We start from the raw sequence: 17,880 nt of genomic DNA on the forward strand, positions 1-17,880 counted from the left end.
GGCCACCGTCGCACTGACGGCGCCGGCCACTGGGGGCGCCACCACCACCGTGACGGAATAGGCGCGCGACCCCGTGTAGGGTCCGCTGCCGCTGCTGCTGTCGGTCGCGGTGACGGTGAAGTTATATGGCCCCGCTGCCGTCGGCGTGCCGGACAAGGTGCCGTCCGCCGCCAGGCTCAGGCCCGTCGGCACGCTACCACCGGTGATGGCATAGCTATACGAGGCCGTGCCGCCGCTGGCGGCAATGCCCTGGCTGTAGGCGACGCCTGCTGTCATCGCCGGCATCACCGTTGGTGCCACCGTGATCGTAGGCGCAGTGACAGTCATCGAGTAGGCGCGCGCGCCGGAATACGGGCCGCTGCCCGTTGAACTGTCCGTGGCGCGCACGGTAAAGTTGAAGACGCCGCCCGCTGTCGGTGTACCCGAGAGAGCGCCGGTGGCGGTATTCAGGCTCAGCCCGGCCGGCAAGGCGCCGGCGCTGATCGCGTAGGTGTATGGCGCGGTGCCGTTCGCGGCCGTCACGTTCTGGCTATACGCCGTCCCTACGGTTGCTGCCGGCACGGTGCTTGGCGCAATAGTGATGGTGGGGCCGCCGACCGTGATGGTCACGGTGGCGGGTGCCGACGTGCCCACGCCGTTGCTCGCCGTGTAGGTAAAACTGTCCGGCCCTCCGTAACCTGCCGTCGGCGTATAGGTGATGCTGGTGCCGTTGGATGTCGCCATGCCATGGCTTGCGGCGGAAGCCACGGCCACCGAAGTTGCCGCGCCCCCGCTCAGGTTCAGGGTGATCGGATTGGCGCTGCCGCCGTAGGCCACCGTGGCGCTGACATTACCGGCAACGGGTGCACCAGCAGCCACCGTGCCGGAATACGCGCGCGCTCCCGAATAGGGGCCGGCGCCGCCGCTGCTGTCGGTCGCGGTGACGGTAAAACTGTAGGCCCCGGTGGCTGCAGGCGTGCCGGACAAGGTGCCGTCCGCCGCCAGGCTCAAGCCCGTCGGCAGGCTGCCGGCAGTGATGACATAGCTATGCGGCGCCGTGCCGCCGGCGGCCGTAATGCTCTGGCTGTAGGCGAGACCTGCCGTCATCACCGGCAAGGTTGACGGCGCCACAGTGACCGATGGCGCCGACACCGTCAGCGAGTAGGCGCGCGCACCGGAATACGGGCCGCTGCCCGTTGAACTGTCCGTGGCCCGCACGGTAAAGTTGAAGACGCCGCCGGCCGTTGGCGCGCCCGTCAGCGCGCCGGTGGCGGTATTCAGGCTGAGTCCGGCCGGCAGGGAGCCGGCGCTGATGGCGTAAGTGTAGGGACCCGTGCCGTTCGCGGCGGTCACGCTCTGGCTATACGCCGTCCCTACGCTTGCCGCAGGCACGGTGCTTGGCGCAAGAACGATGGTGGGGCCGGCCACCGTGATCGTCACGGTGGCCGGCGTCGAGGTGCCGATGCCGTTGCTGGCCGTGTAGGTAAAGCTGTCCGGCCCGCCGTAGCCTGCCGTCGGCGTATAGGTAATGCTGGTCCCGCTGGCCGTCGCCGTGCCATGCAAGGCGCTGGAGCCAATGGCCACCGACGTCGCCGCACCGCCGCTCAGGTTCAGCGTTATCGGATTGCTGCTGCTGCCATAGGCCACCGTGGCGCTGACAGCACCGGCCGTCGGCGCACCAGGCGCCACCGTGCCGGAATACGCGCGCGCGCCCGAATAGGGACCGGCGCCGGTGCTGCTGTCGGTCGCGGTGACGGTAAAACTGTAGGCTCCGGCCGCCGTCGGCGTGCCGGACAGGGTGCCGTTCGATGCCAGGGTCAAGCCTGCGGGCAGGCTGCCGGCCGTTCTGGCATAGGTGTAGGTGCCGGTTCCGCCGCTGGCGGCTATCGTCTGGCTATAGGCAACGCCGGATGTCATTGCCGGCAGGGTCGTCGGCGCGATGGCGATGGTGGGCGCGGAGACAGTCAAGGTATAGGCGCGCGTGCCATTGATGGCCAAAGAGTCGGTGGCGCGCACGGTGAAGTTGAAGGTGCCGCCCGCTGTCGGCGTACCCGACAGCACACCGCCAGCACTCAAGCTCATGCCAGCCGGCAAGGCGCCGGCGCTGATGGCATAGGTGTACGGTGCCGCGCCACCCGTCGATGTAAACGTTGTCGTGGGGTATGCCTGGGCCACCGTGGCATTCGGCACGGTGGCCGGCGCCACCACGATGGCCGAGGTGATCGTGACGTTGTAGACGATGGGCTGCCCCACATCATCCCTGACGGTAAACGTGTCCGAAGTCGCGCTGAGATTGGTATTCCGGTAGCGCACGGCATTCGTGGCATTCGAATCTTCCAGCGTGCCATACAGCGGCGCCACCAGGGTTCCCGTCAGGCCGAACTGGGAGCAAGGCGCATTGGTGTAATCCTCGTAATACTCGCCCCCCGCGACGATGCTGACGGCACGCGGGCTCGGGCAGGTGCTGGCGGCGGAAGCCTGGCTGGATAAGAGGGACAGCAAGAGAAACAGCAGGGTTCCCGCCAGGCGCATCAGCCACGATGGCACCAAGCCTTGGGCAGGCGGCGCGCCATGGATCCCGGCAATGCAGCCGTCAACACCGCGGACAGGCGTGAACAGCCATCCAAATTTCGTGAAATTTAGAAACATTTTTCTTCCCTCGATACATTTATCTTGACGCTGGACCTTGTACGGATAACGGTCATGGCAAACCTGCACGACGATGACAGCAACCTTCAACAGGCCTGAAGATGGCTTCCCAGCATGATTGAACCTTGCTTTAAGTCAATCTATGCTACTACGACTCACAAGGAAAGTAACTGCAAGATATTATCAAATAGGGAAGTTTTTTAACGAAAAACAATTATTGTTGAAATGGTGTATTTATCTGGCAACAGAATTGAAAGAGAATGCCTCATGGAGGGCTGGATTGACCAACTCGCCGTGTGTCATGCCAGTGGTTCATCGGGCGTGGGGGCAGCGAATTGGCCTGGCGCAGCCTGCCGTCAGTTGTACGCGCGCAACGCCGGAGACTGTCACCTTGCAAGCCACCCGCGCAGAATTTCTTGCCGACAGGCAGCATGGCCTGCCAGGCGGCTTGCCCGGCAGGCTGCGCCACCTGTTGCCAGCTTTACTGCATGGCTTGCTCCAAGCCAGGCGCAAACTCGGCGCCATGCTTGACCTGCGCGGTAGACGCCTTCAGGGTGGCGCCGATCGGCTCGGCGCGGCCCGACAGGCATTGCCCCAGGAAGTTTTCCGTCACCGCATTAAAGGCGATGTTGTTGACGGGCCGGGCAAAGCCATGACCTTCATCAGGGAACAGCACATACGTGACGGGGATATTCTTCGCCGCCATGGCCGCCACGATCTGGTCCGATTCCGCCACGTTGACTCGCGGGTCGTTCGCGCCCTGGCCGATCAGCAGCGGACGCTGGATGTTTTGCGCAAAGTTCAGCGGCGAGCGCTCCTTCAACAGCGCCTTGCCCTCTTCCGTCGTCGGGTCGCCCATGCGCTTGTAGAACTGCTGCTTGCCCGCTTCCCAGTACGGCGGGATGGTTTGCAGCAAGGTAAACAGGTTCGACGGGCCGACGATGTCGACGCCGCAGGCAAACGTCGTCGGCGTAAACGCCATGCCGGCCAGAGTGGCGTAGCCGCCATACGAGCCGCCCATGATGGCCACCTTGTCGGCCGTGGTCACGCCGCTTTTGACGGCCCATTGCACGGCGTCGAGCAGGTCGTCATGCATCTTGCGGCCCCACTGCAGGTCACCGGCCGAGATGAACTGCTTGCCGAAGCCCGTGGAGCCGCGGAAGTTCACGGACAGCACGGCGTAGCCGCGGTTGGCCAGCCACTGGTGGTAGCCGTTGTAGCCATAGGTGTCGCGCGCCCACGGGCCGCCATGCACCAGCAGCACCATCGGCACCGCCTGCGTGGCCTTGCCGTCGGCCGTCGCCTTCGACGCCTGCGGCAAGGTCAGATAGGACACCAGGGTCAGGCCGTCGCGCGCCTTGAGTTGCTGCGGATACATGGGCACCAACGGCGCGCCTTCCAGTTCGGGCCGGGTCACATATAAACGCGTGAGCTTCTTGGTCTTGCGCTCGTACAGCCAGCTCGATGGCGGCGCCGTGACGGCGTCGACACTCACCAGCCATTTATCGTCGACATCCGTGCGCGACGTTACCGTGAACTGGCCCTGCGTATTTTTCTTCAGGAAAGCCAGGTCGGCTTTCAGTTCGTTCGTCAGCGGCAGATATTCCTGCTGTAGATAATTGACTGTATACGCTTGCACCTGGCCCGTGCGCGTGTCGTACAGCGCGTCGGCGATGTCGGAACGCGGATCTTGCGCCACGACCGTGCTCTTGCCGCTGGCCACGTCCTGCGCCAGCAGCGCCGAAGTATTGCGGCCGCGCGAATCGGTCCAGTACAGAGTCTTGCCATCGACCGTGAAGGCCAGCGGCGCCGTCGTCTGCGAGTCTTCCAGACCCACTTCGGCCAGCGGCGCACTCTCGACCTTGCCGTCCGTCAGGCGGAAATACTGCATGCCGCCATCGGCGCGCGCCTTGCTGGCGATGCGCAGATTGAGCAGCTCATCGGCCAGGTAGCCGCCATAGCCATCGTTCTGCTGCACCAGGGTCAGCTTGCCGCTCGCCAGGTCCAGGCTGTACACGTCATGCCAGCGCGCATCGCGGTTATTGATGCCGACGAGGATGCGGTCCTTCACCTTGCTGCTGATCTGCACGATCCGCACGCGCGTCTTTTCGAACGGCGTGTAATTGGTCTGCTTGCCGCTCGCCACGTTCACGCCGTACAGCAGGAAGTTTTCATCGCCGCCCTTATCCTGGATGAACAGCAAGGTCTTGGAGTCGGGCGCCCAGAAGCTGCTGCGGATGGGCCGCACTTTCTCTTCGGTCAGCGGCCGCGCCTGCGCCAGGTCACCGGCCGGCGCCACCCACACATTGAGCACGCCGTCGCGCGGCGCGATCCATGACAGCCACTGCCCATCGGGGCTGAGCTTGCCACCGGACTTGCTGGGATTGCCAAACAGCTTGGCCCGCTCAATCAGCGGCGTTTCCTTGGCAGGGGCTTGAGCGTGCGCCGGCAGTGCGCTGGCGAACAACAGGACAGGCAGGACATAGCGAATCATGGACACCTCATGGTTGTGGAATGAAGGAAAACATGCTCATTGTGCATGTGCCAGCACATCATAGGCCAAAGCCATGTTGCCAGGTTGACTACAGCGACAGGAGACGAAAATCGGGGGACAGGATGGGGGAAATGGGGGATGAGAAGCAAAGGCGAGGATGGCAAACGGTCACCACGCGGACGATAAAATCGCTGCTACTGCGCGCGGGCGGCAGTCGTTTCGACGGACATCGATGCCTTCCTCTCATGGAGAAAACGCCCGTTCCGGACGGGCGGCCTGATATGGTTATCAGCAGGCCGCCTGATTACTCGAGCACCTCCAGTGCAAGCCAGGATGCATTGCTGGCAGGTATATCACGAGGTAGTTTCATGGAAACGTTCAATTCAAAATAGTCGCCCACATCGACCGTGACCGGCCACGTTGAAAAGGTGGCTTCGTACCCCAGCGAGGTAATGCTGGCATGCTTCGTCGTGCCGGCAAACGTCGCGCCGTTCATGTGCAAGTCGACCCTCAGGTCATTGAACGTTGTGTTGCCATCGATCCGGATGCTGCCGGACAAACGCACCCGTGAACCACGACAGGAATTGGGAATGATGATGCGGGAGACCGATACGCCTGTGGGGAAGAAACCGTCCGTGTCTTCCTGCACGACCAACGGCATGGCTATGGCGGCGAGGTCGCCAGGATGAGCAACAGCGGGCCCAATCAGCAAGTTAACACAGCGGAATTTTTCAGGCCGCAACAGCCGGCCATTCAACACCCGGAGGCCGCCGCCCTTAATAACGCCGCCGCCATCGCGCAACGTGATGCGGCCGCTGGCACCTATCCCTGCGTCCATCAGAATGGAGTCCCCATTGCCCCAAAAGGCGCCCGGCGCTCCGGCAAAGAATGGGTCAACGATCACGTCATGCCCCATGTCGCCGCCGTTGCGGTAAATTCCCTCCGAACAGCGTTCGTAATAACCACTCCAGGTATTGTCCCCGCCATTGATTATCGCCACGGCTGAGTTGCAAGGCTCGAAAATGCACGACGTCCGGTCAGGAATGGCACTTTGTACCAGGTCGCTACCGCCCAGTCCGATCCAACAATTACGATACCAGCAGTTACTGAGCCAGCGCTGCGTCGTCACCAGCCAGGCCGCATCGCCCCATTCAGCACCGTTGACAACGAAAGTGCCGTATTGACAGTCACTGAATTCGGCTCCCATGCGGGTGCCGGCCGCCCCTCCGACGATCACTTCGCCACGATGAAATTTCTCGATCCTGATATTCTCATACCAGAACGGATATGCGCGCTTGAGCCTCACGCCGACGTTCAGGTTTCTGGTCGTAAATGGCTTGCCGCGGCCGTGCCCTGTTGCCCAGCTGTTGACGGGTGGCGCAAAGTCGTCCGCATGGGTAAAGCCCCCGCGCAACGTCAGGTCGCACAGTTTGAAACCGCCAATCCAGTCGGCGCCTATCGGCCCGGTATCCTCGCCGCCATAGTTGGTTATGCAATAGCCGGTCGGACACCGCAAAACAGTCGCATCGCGCCCGGCACCGGACAGGATCTGACCATGAAACTTCAGTACCAGGCGGCCCGTCAAATACGTCCCGGCCGGAAAAATGACATATTTTTTGGCATCCATTGCAGCCTGGATCGCCGCCGTCGAATTTTTCACGCCGGTGGGATCAGCTCCGCCCGCGTACTGGGGATCTAGTATGTTGGCAATGCCATAGTACAACATATCAAGTTGCTGCTCCGTCGTACGCCCGGGACTGCTGTGATAGCCCACCATTGAGGCGCCCGATGGGTGATCCAGATCTTGCCGCAAGGTATCGACAATCGATTGCGAGCTCTCAATGTTATCAACATCATGGATAGTGTTACCAAACGTATCCTTCAAAATGATGCGGTATGCCCCGGCTCCGAACATCAATACTTCACCGTCTGCGTTCGCCAGTGTCGGGTTGGTATTGGCAATCGTCAGCGCCGCATTTTGATAGGTAGCCTTCGGCGTCAGCGTGCCAGCTGCATAGGTAAAAATCTGGCCGCCAACTGGAGGTTTCCAGGAGGCATCCTGAAACAATTGTTTGGCCCACGGCAAGAAACTACCAACCACATTAGATTCAGACGAGTTGGTGGAAATAAGCCTGGCCATTGCCGGTGTCGCCGCCCCTGCGGCCAGCGCAGCGGCAAACATGCTGCGGCGCGCTTTATTTGCTGGTCCAGAATTACTCATTACAACCTCCGCATTTGATCGAACTGAGATTGTACGAGTTGCTGATGACGCCTGCTGTTACAGTATGGAGGCATCTATACCGGCGCAAGCAAGCACGCGATGCTTGAATAGAATAAACGCATGAATTTTAGAGGAGCGCTTGAGATTGTTGATCGAAAGAGCGCGCACCTGAGATACTGGCGGTGCGCGACCCAACGATACGCTTGGAGCATTGCTCCGGAAAGGCCTAGCGCATCATTGCCAGCTTCCATTAACTTGAGGACGTTAACCCACTGGCACCTCTCGTTGCGGACCAGTCGATCCAACGAACACCAGTGCCGCGAACGCGGCCAAGCCGGCGGCGACACCAGCGCCCAGGAATGCGGCCTGAAAACCCGCCAGCACGCCTTCCGTGGTGTGGCCCGTACCGGAGGTCGCAAGCGCAACCATCATGGCGAGACCTATGGCAGAGCCGATCTGATAAGTTGTATTGATCAAGCCTGAAGCCAGGCCTGTTTCCTCAGGCCTGGCGCCGGCCATGCCTGTCATCGTCGTCGGAATATACGCCAGGGCCATACCCAGGGCGGCAAGCAGGGAGGCCGGGAGAACGTGCGTCACGTATGCACCGTTCAGCGGAAGGTTCGCAAACATGAGCAGCGCGCCAGCCATCAGCAACAAGCCAAGCACAAGGTTGGACTTGACGCCAAACCGGCCAATCAGCTTGCCAGAAAATCCCACCATCACGATCATGATCGTGATGGTCATGGGCAGCAACGCCAAGCCGCTGGCGAGCGCCGAAAGACCAAGAATTTGCTGGAGATACAGGTTCAGGAAGAACCAGAGCGGGATCCAGGCGGCCCCAAGCAATGCCATCACAAAATTGCCTGCCGCCAAGTTCTTCGTCTTGAAAATGCCCAGAGGAAGCAGCGGTTCGCGTCGCACGAACTGGCTGATCAGGAAGACGGCGAACAGTCCGGCGGAAATCGGCAAAATCGGCACCGAACCAAGGCTGGCAGATTCGATGGTGACGATGGCATAGACAAGACTGACAAGCGCCCCAGTCACACTGATCGCGCCAAACCAGTCAACGGCCCCAATGCTGCGCGGCGACTTGCGAAGCACGGCTGGAATCAGGGCCAGCACGAGCAGGCCGAGTGGCACGTTAATCAGGAAGGTCCAAGGCCAGGTCATCCATTCGGTGATGACGCCACCTAAAAACACGCCAGCTGAGCCGCCTGCAGCCGCCGCGGCACCCCAGAAGCCAAATGCTTTGCCAAGTTCGGCACCGTCATGCCCGAAAAGGCGCATGACGATCGTCAGTGCGGACGGTGCGATCAATGCGGCACCCACTCCCTGCAATGCGCGACCGGCAAGCAGCATTTCCTGGCTGTGTGCCAGCCCGGCCAACAGCGAAGCAGAAGTCAGTATGGCAAATCCGCTCGTAAAAATACGGCGGGCGCCAAGCAAGTCGCCCAACCGTCCTCCCAACAGCAGCAGGCCGCCAAAGGCGATGACATAGGCATTGAATATCCAGCTCAGCCCACTGGCGCTGAAACCGAGGTCCCGCTGCATGGCGGGAAGTGCCACACCGATGATGGACGTATCGAGAATCACGATGAACTGGGCGGCGCACAGCAAGGCCAGCGCAGCCCATCTCTTCGGATCAGGTATCAATTGTTGCATTGGAGTTCTCCAGATCAATTTCCCGCGTATTGCGATTGACATGGAGTATTTGGCTTACAACGCTGGGATGGTCAAGGGATAAGGCGCAAGGCCCGGACCGCCGTGTATCAACAGGGTCGGCCCGGCATGCCGCTCGCGCACAGGCAGATCAAGGCCTGCCGGCGAGTTGCTTCGTCCGGGGAAGCGCCCCGGCGCCTTCACAGTCGTAGCTTGCCTGCGCGCAGATCTCCCAGCCGCCGCCCAGCGCCTTGTAGATGCTGACAACAGCAAGCCGCTGGTTGGTGCGCGCGACGGCCAGCGCGCGACGGCTGGCAAAGTCGGCCCGTTCCGCTTCGAGCACGTCCAGGTACAGGCCCGCGCCTGCCGAAAACTGTAGCCTGGCAAGTCGCGCAGCCTCGCGGTTTGCCGCCGACTCAAGCAGCCGCAAGCCGAGCGTGCTGCCTGCCGTGTCATGGGCTTTGAAGGCATCGTCCGTTTCCTGGAGTGCGCGCAGGACGGTCTGGTCGTAGACGAGCAGGGCTGCCCGGGCGCGTGCCTCGCTGGCCGCGATGCGGGCGCGTACGCGCCCCGTATCGAGCAGATTCCAGCGGATGACGGGGCCGAGAAAGCTCGACTGCATGCCGGCGTCGCCCATCGCATCGAGGCTCCCCCCGACGAGTCCGATGGAACCCGTTACCTGGACCTCGGGATACAGGCCTGCCGTCTCCACCCCGATGCGGGCGGTCGCGGCAGCCAGGTTGCGCTCGGCCGCCGCAATATCGGCGCGCCGCGCGAGCAGCCCGGCAGGATCGCCCACGGCGATCGTCCGCACCGTCAGCGCATCACTTGCCGGCGTGGCGGCAGGAAGACGGAACGTCTGCGGCACTTCGCCAAGCAGGATGGCCAATGCGTTGACGGAGGCCGCGCGGCGGCGCTCCAGTTCGGGCGCGGCCACCTCCACCGAGCGCAGCAAGGCCTCGGCGCGAAGGCGGTCGAGTTCGCTGGCAGAGCCTGCGCTCACCATGCGCTCGACCAGCGCCAGGCTGTCGCGCTGGCTTTGGGTGATGCTGGCGACGACAGCGAGTTCAGCCTCGATGCCGCCCAGCTCGAACCAGGTGCTCGCCACCGCGGCAGCGACGCCCGCTTGCACGCCGCGCAGCAAGGCTTCGCGCGAACCCGCCTGCGCCTGGCCCGCCTCCACGGACCGCCGCACGCGGCCAAACAGGTCAATCTCCCAGGAAGCATCGACGGTGGCACGATAGCTTTCGCTCTGGCGCGGCTGGCCGGGCAGCGTTTCGGCCTTGCTCAAACGGCGCTTCTCGTACCCGAGCGCGGCCCCGCCTTGCGGCAGGAAACCTTGCCTGTCTTCGCGCAGCAAGGCTTTTGCCTCCGCGAGCCGGGCGGCAGCGATGCCGACGTCGTGGTTGGCCGCCAGCGCCCGCTGGATCAGGGTGACCAGCGCCGGGTCGTCGAAGGTGCGCCACCACTCCACCTCGACCGCTCCCGGCGCGAGACCGGCGTGGGCCTGAGCTGGGCTGCCGGAAAACTGCGATGCGGACAGCGGCGGCGGCAAGGGCGGCGCATAATCGGGGCCGACCGCGCAGCCGGCCAGCAACGTGAGCCCACTCAATGAAACTACAATTGTTTGATACGGGCTATTCATGTCGTGCTCCTGTTCATGCTTGTCTTGGTAATTGGCGTATGGCGCTCGAAGCGGGCCGCCAGGGCGCGCATCACCACATAAAACACGGGCGTGAGGAACAATCCGAACAGCGTCACGCCCAGCATGCCGGCGAACACCGCGATGCCCATGGCCTGGCGCATCTCGGAGCCGGCGCCACTGGCGAAGACCAGCGGCACGACGCCAGCGATGAAGGCGAGCGAAGTCATCAGGATGGGCCGCAGCCGCAACCGGCAAGCTTCGATGACCGCATCGAGCGCGCTCGATCCTTCCATTTCCAGGCTACGTGCGAACTCGACAATGAGGATGGCGTTCTTCGCCGCCAGTCCGACCAGCACGATCAGTCCGATCTGCACGAAGATGTTGTTGTCGCCGCCCGCCAGCCACACGCCGATGATCGCGCTCAGCAGACACATCGGCACGATCATCAGGACGGCCAGCGGCAGCAGCCAGCTGTTGTACTGCGCGGCCAGGATCAGATAGGCAAGCAGCACGCACAGCGGGAAGATGAACAGCGCCGAATCGCCGGCCAGCTTTTGCTGGTAGGTAAGATCAGTCCATTCAAAGCTCATGCCTTCAGGCAGCACCTCCTTCGCCAGCCGTTCCATGACAGCTATCGCCTGCCCCGAACTGACGCCTGGCATCGCGCCGCCCGAGATGTCGGCCGAGGGATAGCCATTGTAGTGAACCACGCGGTCAGGACCGGAGCTGGGCGTGACGGTGACAAACGACGACAAAGGCAGCATGTCGCCGGCCGCGTTACGTACCTGCAAGCGGCCGATGGCCTCCGCCTGCATGCGATGCTCCGCATCGGCCTGGGCCGTCACCTTGTAGGTTCGGCCGAAGCGGTTGAAATCGTTGACATAGAGGGAACCGAGATAGATCTGCAGCGACTCGAACACGTCGGCCAGGCGCACGCCCTGGCTCTTGACCTGGGTACGGTCGATGGCGACCTCGAGCTGCGGGGCATTGACGTCCAGGCTGGTCATGAGGCCGGCCACCTGTCCCGACTCGCTTGCCTTGGTCATCAGGATATGCGTCTGCTGCACCAGGGCATCGAGCCCGGCGCTGCCACGGTCCTCGACCAGCATCTTGAAGCCGCCGGTCGCGCCAAGGCCGGGCACTGGCGGCGGCGGGAACACGCCGAGGAAACCGTCGGGAATGCCGGCGAACTTCGCCTGCAGGCGCCCGGCGATCGCGCTCGCCGTGAGGTCGGGCGTCGTGCGGGCCTTGAACGGGTCGAGCATGACGAACATGACGGCCGCGTTCGGCACGTTGACGAAGCCGTTGATCGACAAGCCAGGGAAGGCGACGACGCTTTCAACGCCAGGCTCGGCCAGCGCAATCTTCGACATCTGCTTGGCGACGGCATCGGTGCGGTCCAGCGATGACGAGTTGGGCAGCTGAGCGATTGCCACCAGATAGTATTTGTCCTGCATCGGCACGAAGCCCGGCGGCACGGCCTTGAAGCCGAAGAAGGTCAGCGCGAGCAGGCCGCCGTACACGAGCAAGGCCACGCCGCTGACCCTGACGACTTTGCGCACGGTGTTGCCATACGCATCCGGCGCGCGCTGGAACGGCCGGCCCAGCATCTGCAACAGGCGCTCGGCACGGCCACGCAGGCTGCGTGGATCATGCACGGCGCCAGCCCCGGCCTTGACCTTACCTGGCTTGAGCAGGAGGCCTGCAAGCGCCGGACTGAGCGTGAGCGAATTGACGGCCGACAGGATGGTAGAGATGGCGATCGTCAGCGCGAACTGGCGGTAGAACTCGCCCTGCAGGCCGCTCAGGAAGGCGGTCGGAATGAACACGGCGGCAAGCACCGAGGTGATCGCGATGATGGGACACGTGACCTCGTCCATGGCGCACCTTGCCGCTTGCCTGGGCTCTTCGCCATTTTCGATGTGGCGTTCGACGTTCTCGACCACCACGATGGCGTCGTCGACGACGATGCCGATCGACAGCACCAGGCCGAACAGGGACAGCGTGTTGAGCGAGAAGCCCATCAGATGCATGACGGCGAAGGTGCCGATCAGCGACACGGGCACCGCCATGAGGGGAATCAGCGAGGCGCGCCAGTTGCGCAGGAACAGCACCACCACGATGACGACGAGAATGATCGCCTCCAGCAAGGTCGTTGCCACCGATTCCAGCGAGGCACGCACAAAGACCGTCGGGTCATAGGCGATGCGCGAGCTCAATCCCGCCGGGAAATTTTCCTCCAGCCGCCGCATGGTGTCGCGTACCGCCTGCGCAACGTCGAGCGCGTTGGCGCCTGGGCTTTGAATGATTTGCAAGGCGACGGCCGGCTCGCCGTCCAGCAGGCTGCGCAGCGCATAAGCGTCGGCACCCATTTCGATGCGGGCCACGTCGCGCAAACGCGTCACCTGGCCTTCGGCGCCCGTGCGGATGATGATGTCGCCGAACTGTTCCTCGTCGGTCAAGCGTCCGAGCGTGTTGACCGTCACCTGGAAGGCGGCGCTGGAATCGGGAGACTGGCCGACGGAACCGGCGGCCACCTGCACGTTCTGTTCGCGCACGGCGGCAATCACCTCGCCGGCCGTCAGGCCGCGTGCGGCGATCAGGTTCGGGTCGAGCCACAGCCGCATGCTGTATTCGCCCGCGCCCCAGACGAGGACATCGCTGATGCCGGGGATGCGGGACAGCTCGTCGCGCACCTGCAGGTAGGCGTAATTCGATATGTACAGGGGATCGTAGCGCTTGTCTGGCGACAGCAGGTGGACCACCATCAGGATGTCCGGCGAGGTTTTCTGCGTGACGACGCCCTGGCGCTGCACCTCTTCAGGCAAACGCGGCAGTGCGCGCGCGACCCGGTTCTGCACCTGGACCTGCGCCATGTCGGCATTCGTTCCCTGCGCGAAAGTGACGGTCAAGGTCATGCGGCCGTCGGTTGCCGATTGCGACGACATGTACTGCATGCCCTCGACCCCGGTGATGGCCTGCTCGAGCGGCGCCGCCACCGTTTCGGCGATCACCTTGGGATTGGCGCCAGGATAGGCGGCGCTCACCTGCACGGTCGGCGGCGTTACCGCGGGATACTCGCTGAGCGGCATCTGGAAGAAAGCAACGATGCCGGCGAGCACCATCAGGACCGAGAGGACGATGGCAAAGATCGGGCGGTCGATGAAGAAACGTGGGAAGGACATTACGCGGCTCCCGAGGTTTTCGGCACGGCGATGGGCGTGCCGTCGATGCCGGCCGACTGCGGCGTCACCTGCATGCCAGGGCGCACCAGGCCCTTGACGACGATGCGCTCGCCGGGCTGCAGCCCCTGCTCGATCACGCGCAAACCGTCGACCATCGGGCCAAGCTCGACGGGCCGGAACTCCGTCTTGTCGCCTTTGCCGACCACCAGCACATAGCGGCGCCCCTGGTCCGTGCCTATCGATTGGTCGGACACGAGCACCCTGGCTTGCTGCGCCCCCGTCTCCAGCCTGACCTTGGCAAACAGGCCGGGCGTGAGTTTTCCATCGGGGTTGTCGACCACGGCGCGGACGCGCACCGTTCCCGTGCCGCGATCAGCGGCGTTGGCCAGGAAATCGACATGGCCGTGGCGCGTGTATGTCTTGTCCGTGGCCAGCGCCACCATGACCTTGGCCGCCTGCGTTCCACGCGCGGTGGCGCTGGCGCGGCCGGCGGCGAGCGAGCGCAAATAGGTGCGTTCATCGACATCGAAATACACGTGCAGGGGATCGATGGAAACGATCGTCGTCAGGGGCGTCACGCCGCTGGCGACGTAGTTGCCCTCGGTGACGAGGACTTGGCCGACTCGTCCGCTGATCGGCGCCGTGACGCGCGTGAAACCGAGCTCCAGCTGCGCAGCGTCGAGCGCGGCCCTGGCGGCATCAACCTGTGCCTTGCCCGCATGCAGCGCCGCCGTCGCCACGTCGAGACGGTCGCGCGCGACGATCTTCGTGGCGAACAGCTGTTCGGCCCGTGCATGCTCGGCCTGCGCCAGCATCGATGCCGCTTCAGCCTCGCGCAGGCGCGCCGTGGCGGCATGCACCGCCGCCTGAAACACGCGCGGATCGATCACAAAGAGCTTGCTGCCCTTCTCGACAAAGCGGCCTTCCGGCACGCTCACATCCTGCAGGTAGCCGGCCACCTGCGGGCGCAGCTCAACCCGCTTGACGGCGGTCAGCGAGCCGTTGAACTCGACGTAAGGTGTTGCCTGGCGAACGATCACTTCGGCAACGGGAACGCTGGGCGGCTTGGCGGCAGCGGCAGGCGATGCCGTCTGCTTGCATCCGCTGACGGCAAGCGCGGTGCCCAGCACCGCGGTAATCAGGGTTATTGGTGTGACTTTCATCATTGTGCCTTTCGCGACTGGAGTCGACATGGTTTTGTTGAGCTGAAACAACTCCCATTGCCTTTATCCGACCTGACACACTTGGAAGGTCAAGCTTTTTATAAATTTGAGGGCTGCGGCGGAGCGGTGTATTGGTGCGCACGGTGATCGCGTCGATATTTCTTTGGCGTGTATGGAGTGGGGAACGCCGCATCTGGGCCTGCGCCAGGACAACCCTACGTGGGCGCGCGGCACAGATATGCGCATACTGAAAGAATCACAGATCGAGGGTGGGCGGATCAGGATCAAGCCAGGCAAGACACAAAAAACAGTGGCAAAGCTGTCGATATCGCCGTCATGCCTGAGACTGCCAAAGTGATCGCCCGCGCCCATGACTAAAAATCAAGTATGGGTTAATCAGTCAGTTCGTGTTCCCGCCGCAAAAAGGTGGCGCCGACACCTGATCGGGCCTCAGTTCGATGTGGGATGGCGCCGATGATACGCAGCAGCGCAAAGCCCGACGGTAATGGGGGAAAATTTTCGGCTGACGTCACCCAAATATTGAAAATTCGGATGTGGCTTGCGCTCAAACGTGCAGCACTGGGGCCGCGGTCGCACCGTGCTGCGGCAATTCGACTCGCACTCTTAAAGCGATAACGAGAGCAGCGAACAGCATCACAACGCCAGCAATAATGAAAACGCCCGTGACTCCACCAAACCCGAACATAATGCCACCCAATGCAGCGCCGGCAGCTATTGAAGATTGCACCGCAGCGACGACCATGCCACCAGCGGTCTCCGCTTGATCAGGGACAGCACGGGCTACCCAGTTGGACCAGGCAACAGGTACGCCGCCGAACGCCAGGCCCCACAGAGCGACCAAAAGCATCAGGCCTGTTCCTTGGACTGGCAGTAGGATCATGCCGAATGCCGCCAAGCCCACCAGCGCAGGCATGAGCACTAAAGTAGCACGCAGGCTGCGCTCCATTAGCCAGCCGGCCAGCAGCGTGCCAACGAAGTTGGCGACACCAAAACCCAGGAGCATCAGAGACAAACCGTTTACATCTATATGGGCAACGCTTTCAAGCGCGGGGCGAATATAGGTGAACAATGCATATTGCCCCGTATGGGCAAGTACGCAGCCCAACATCCCGATCCCGATCCCCTGGCGACGGAGCAATCCCAGTACCGATGTGGTGCGCATCATGGTGCGCGGCGCCATACGGGGCAGCGTGAACAATTGAAACAAAAGTGTTAGCCCTCCGACAGCCGCGGCTGCTATAAATGCACTGCGCCAGCCATATAGCCCCCCCAGGTAGCTGCCCAACGGCACGGAAACGACGGTCCCGATGGCGATGCCACTGAATATGATGGATAGCGCTCGCGGCACCAACTTTGCCGGCACCAGCCGCATGGCCACGGCTGCCGCCATGCTCCAAAAGCCTCCTAAGGCGACGCCCAGAAGAATGCGCATCACCAACAATACTGTCAAGCTTGAGGATAACGCCACGAGCAGGTTGGAGGCGATCATCAGCACTGTGAAAGCCAACAAGACGACACGCCGGTCAAAATGACGCGTGAGACGTGGCACCGACAGCCCGGCGAACATGGCCACGACGGCCGTCACCGTCACTGCCTGACCAGCTAGTGCCTCCGATACGCCAAGGTCGAAGGCCATCGGGGTCAATAGACTGGCTGGCAAGTACTCCGCCGTCAGTAAACCGAAAACCCCCATTGCCAGTGAAAACACTGCCATCCATGCTGCCGCCACTGGCTCTACAGACACATCGTTCGCGTTGGGCGTTTGCCCGGTAGCAAAAACATCGTTGTTCATCTCTACAATCCCTAAAACAATCAGAGTCGAAAGTCTAGAGGTAAAATTCAGGATGATCTATGATGGTGAATCCTGATGTTTTGATCAAAACACCTAAAATGCGCAAGCAAAATCAAATGCCCCTATCATCTAATCTCGTCAGTGAACTATTGACCGGCATGCGCCTGCGTGGAGTCCAGTACCGCCGCATTCAGACCGGTCCAGCTTTCGGCATAGGCTTTGAAGACAAGCCAGGCCACGCCTACTTCCACTTCCTGGCCGTTGGCACTGCCTTCATATCCACGGATGATGGTGAGTTGCACAAGCTGTCCGCCGGTAGCGCGGCGTTCATGCCTCACGGTGGGAGGCATCAGCTTCTATCGGATGCGGGTATCGCATTTCAGGACATCGCAAAGTTCAATGCCGCGCCCCTTGGTGAATCCGTTAGCGGAGTGGACACATGTCCCAGTACGCACCCCGTGCCCAGTGCGGTTATTTTTTACGGCTGCATGGAATTCGATCTCGGCGGGATGCAAGGGATCGGCAAGCTGATGCCAACCGTCATGGTGGCTGACACGCAAGCGCAAGGCTATCCCGGATTACTGCCTGTTCTTGATTCGATGAAGCGTGAAATCTGCGCCGGCCGTATTGGCTTTGCAGGCATTCTCGCTCGCCTGGCGGAAGTCGCGGCAGCAATGATCGTGCGCGGCTGGATTGAATGCGGTTGTGAAAACGCTTCTGGCCTCCTCGCCGCATTGCGCGATCCACGCCTTGCTCGTGCCATATTGGCGCTGCACCGCCAGCCTGGCCGTGAGTGGACAGTTGCACAGTTGGCTGCGGAGTGTCATATCTCCCGCTCTGTCTTCGCGCGACGCTTTGAAACCACCATCGGAGTGCCGCCCCTGCGCTATGCCACGGAATTGAGAATGCGTCTTGCCACACAATTGCTCACTCACGAAAGAGTGTCCATCGACGTCGTCGCCCGACGCCTTGGCTATACATCTCAAGCCGCGTTCAGTCGTGCTTTCAAGCGCGTCATCGGCAAGCCGCCGGGTGCCTGTCGGCAAATGCTTTGAGGAGAGTAGCTTAAAGA

At 62.3% G+C, this 17,880-nt stretch carries 9 protein-coding genes; 1 reads left to right on the forward strand and 8 read right to left on the reverse strand.

The window, feature by feature from the left end; genetic code table 11:
* From VM94_RS23880 to VM94_RS23915, 8 genes are all read right to left on the reverse strand, one after another.
* A partial coding sequence (locus tag VM94_RS23880) for a beta strand repeat-containing protein (RefSeq protein ID WP_235433007.1) occupies positions 1-2,526 on the reverse strand: 2,526 nt, incomplete at its 3' end.
* Between the two features lie 583 nt (positions 2,527-3,109).
* Positions 3,110-5,122, reverse strand: a complete 2,013-nt coding sequence (locus VM94_RS23885; protein WP_046685751.1) for a S9 family peptidase — start codon at positions 5,120-5,122, stop codon at positions 3,110-3,112.
* Between the two features lie 304 nt (positions 5,123-5,426).
* Complete coding sequence (locus tag VM94_RS23890; protein WP_082127892.1) at positions 5,427-7,343, reverse strand: glycosyl hydrolase family 28-related protein; 1,917 nt, start codon at positions 7,341-7,343, stop codon at positions 5,427-5,429.
* 264 nt (positions 7,344-7,607) lie between these two features.
* Entirely contained in the window at positions 7,608-9,005 is a 1,398-nt protein-coding gene (locus VM94_RS23895; RefSeq protein ID WP_046685753.1) for an MFS transporter, read from the reverse strand.
* Positions 9,006-9,153: 148 nt separating this feature from the next.
* Positions 9,154-10,647, reverse strand: coding sequence for an efflux transporter outer membrane subunit (locus VM94_RS23900; RefSeq protein WP_046685754.1), 1,494 nt, complete (start codon positions 10,645-10,647; stop codon positions 9,154-9,156).
* On the reverse strand, positions 10,644-13,832 hold the full coding sequence (locus tag VM94_RS23905) for an efflux RND transporter permease subunit (RefSeq protein WP_046685755.1): 3,189 nt from the start codon (positions 13,830-13,832) through the stop codon (positions 10,644-10,646). The genes VM94_RS23900 and VM94_RS23905 overlap by 4 nt, the downstream gene beginning before the upstream one ends.
* Entirely contained in the window at positions 13,832-14,998 is a 1,167-nt protein-coding gene (locus tag VM94_RS23910; RefSeq protein WP_046685756.1) for an efflux RND transporter periplasmic adaptor subunit, read from the reverse strand. The genes VM94_RS23905 and VM94_RS23910 overlap by 1 nt, the downstream gene beginning before the upstream one ends.
* Positions 14,999-15,560: 562 nt before the next feature.
* Positions 15,561-16,808, reverse strand: a complete 1,248-nt coding sequence (locus VM94_RS23915) for an MFS transporter (protein ID WP_046685757.1) — start codon at positions 16,806-16,808, stop codon at positions 15,561-15,563.
* Between the two features lie 59 nt (positions 16,809-16,867).
* Between VM94_RS23915 and VM94_RS23920 the strand changes: the two genes are divergently transcribed.
* Positions 16,868-17,863, forward strand: a complete 996-nt coding sequence (locus VM94_RS23920) for an AraC family transcriptional regulator (protein ID WP_046685758.1) — start codon at positions 16,868-16,870, stop codon at positions 17,861-17,863.
* The last annotated feature ends 17 nt before the right edge of the window (positions 17,864-17,880 follow it).

The organism is Janthinobacterium sp. KBS0711, from assembly GCF_000988085.1.
In the GTDB taxonomy this organism is placed as follows: Bacteria; Pseudomonadota; Gammaproteobacteria; order Burkholderiales; family Burkholderiaceae_D; genus Janthinobacterium; species Janthinobacterium lividum_E.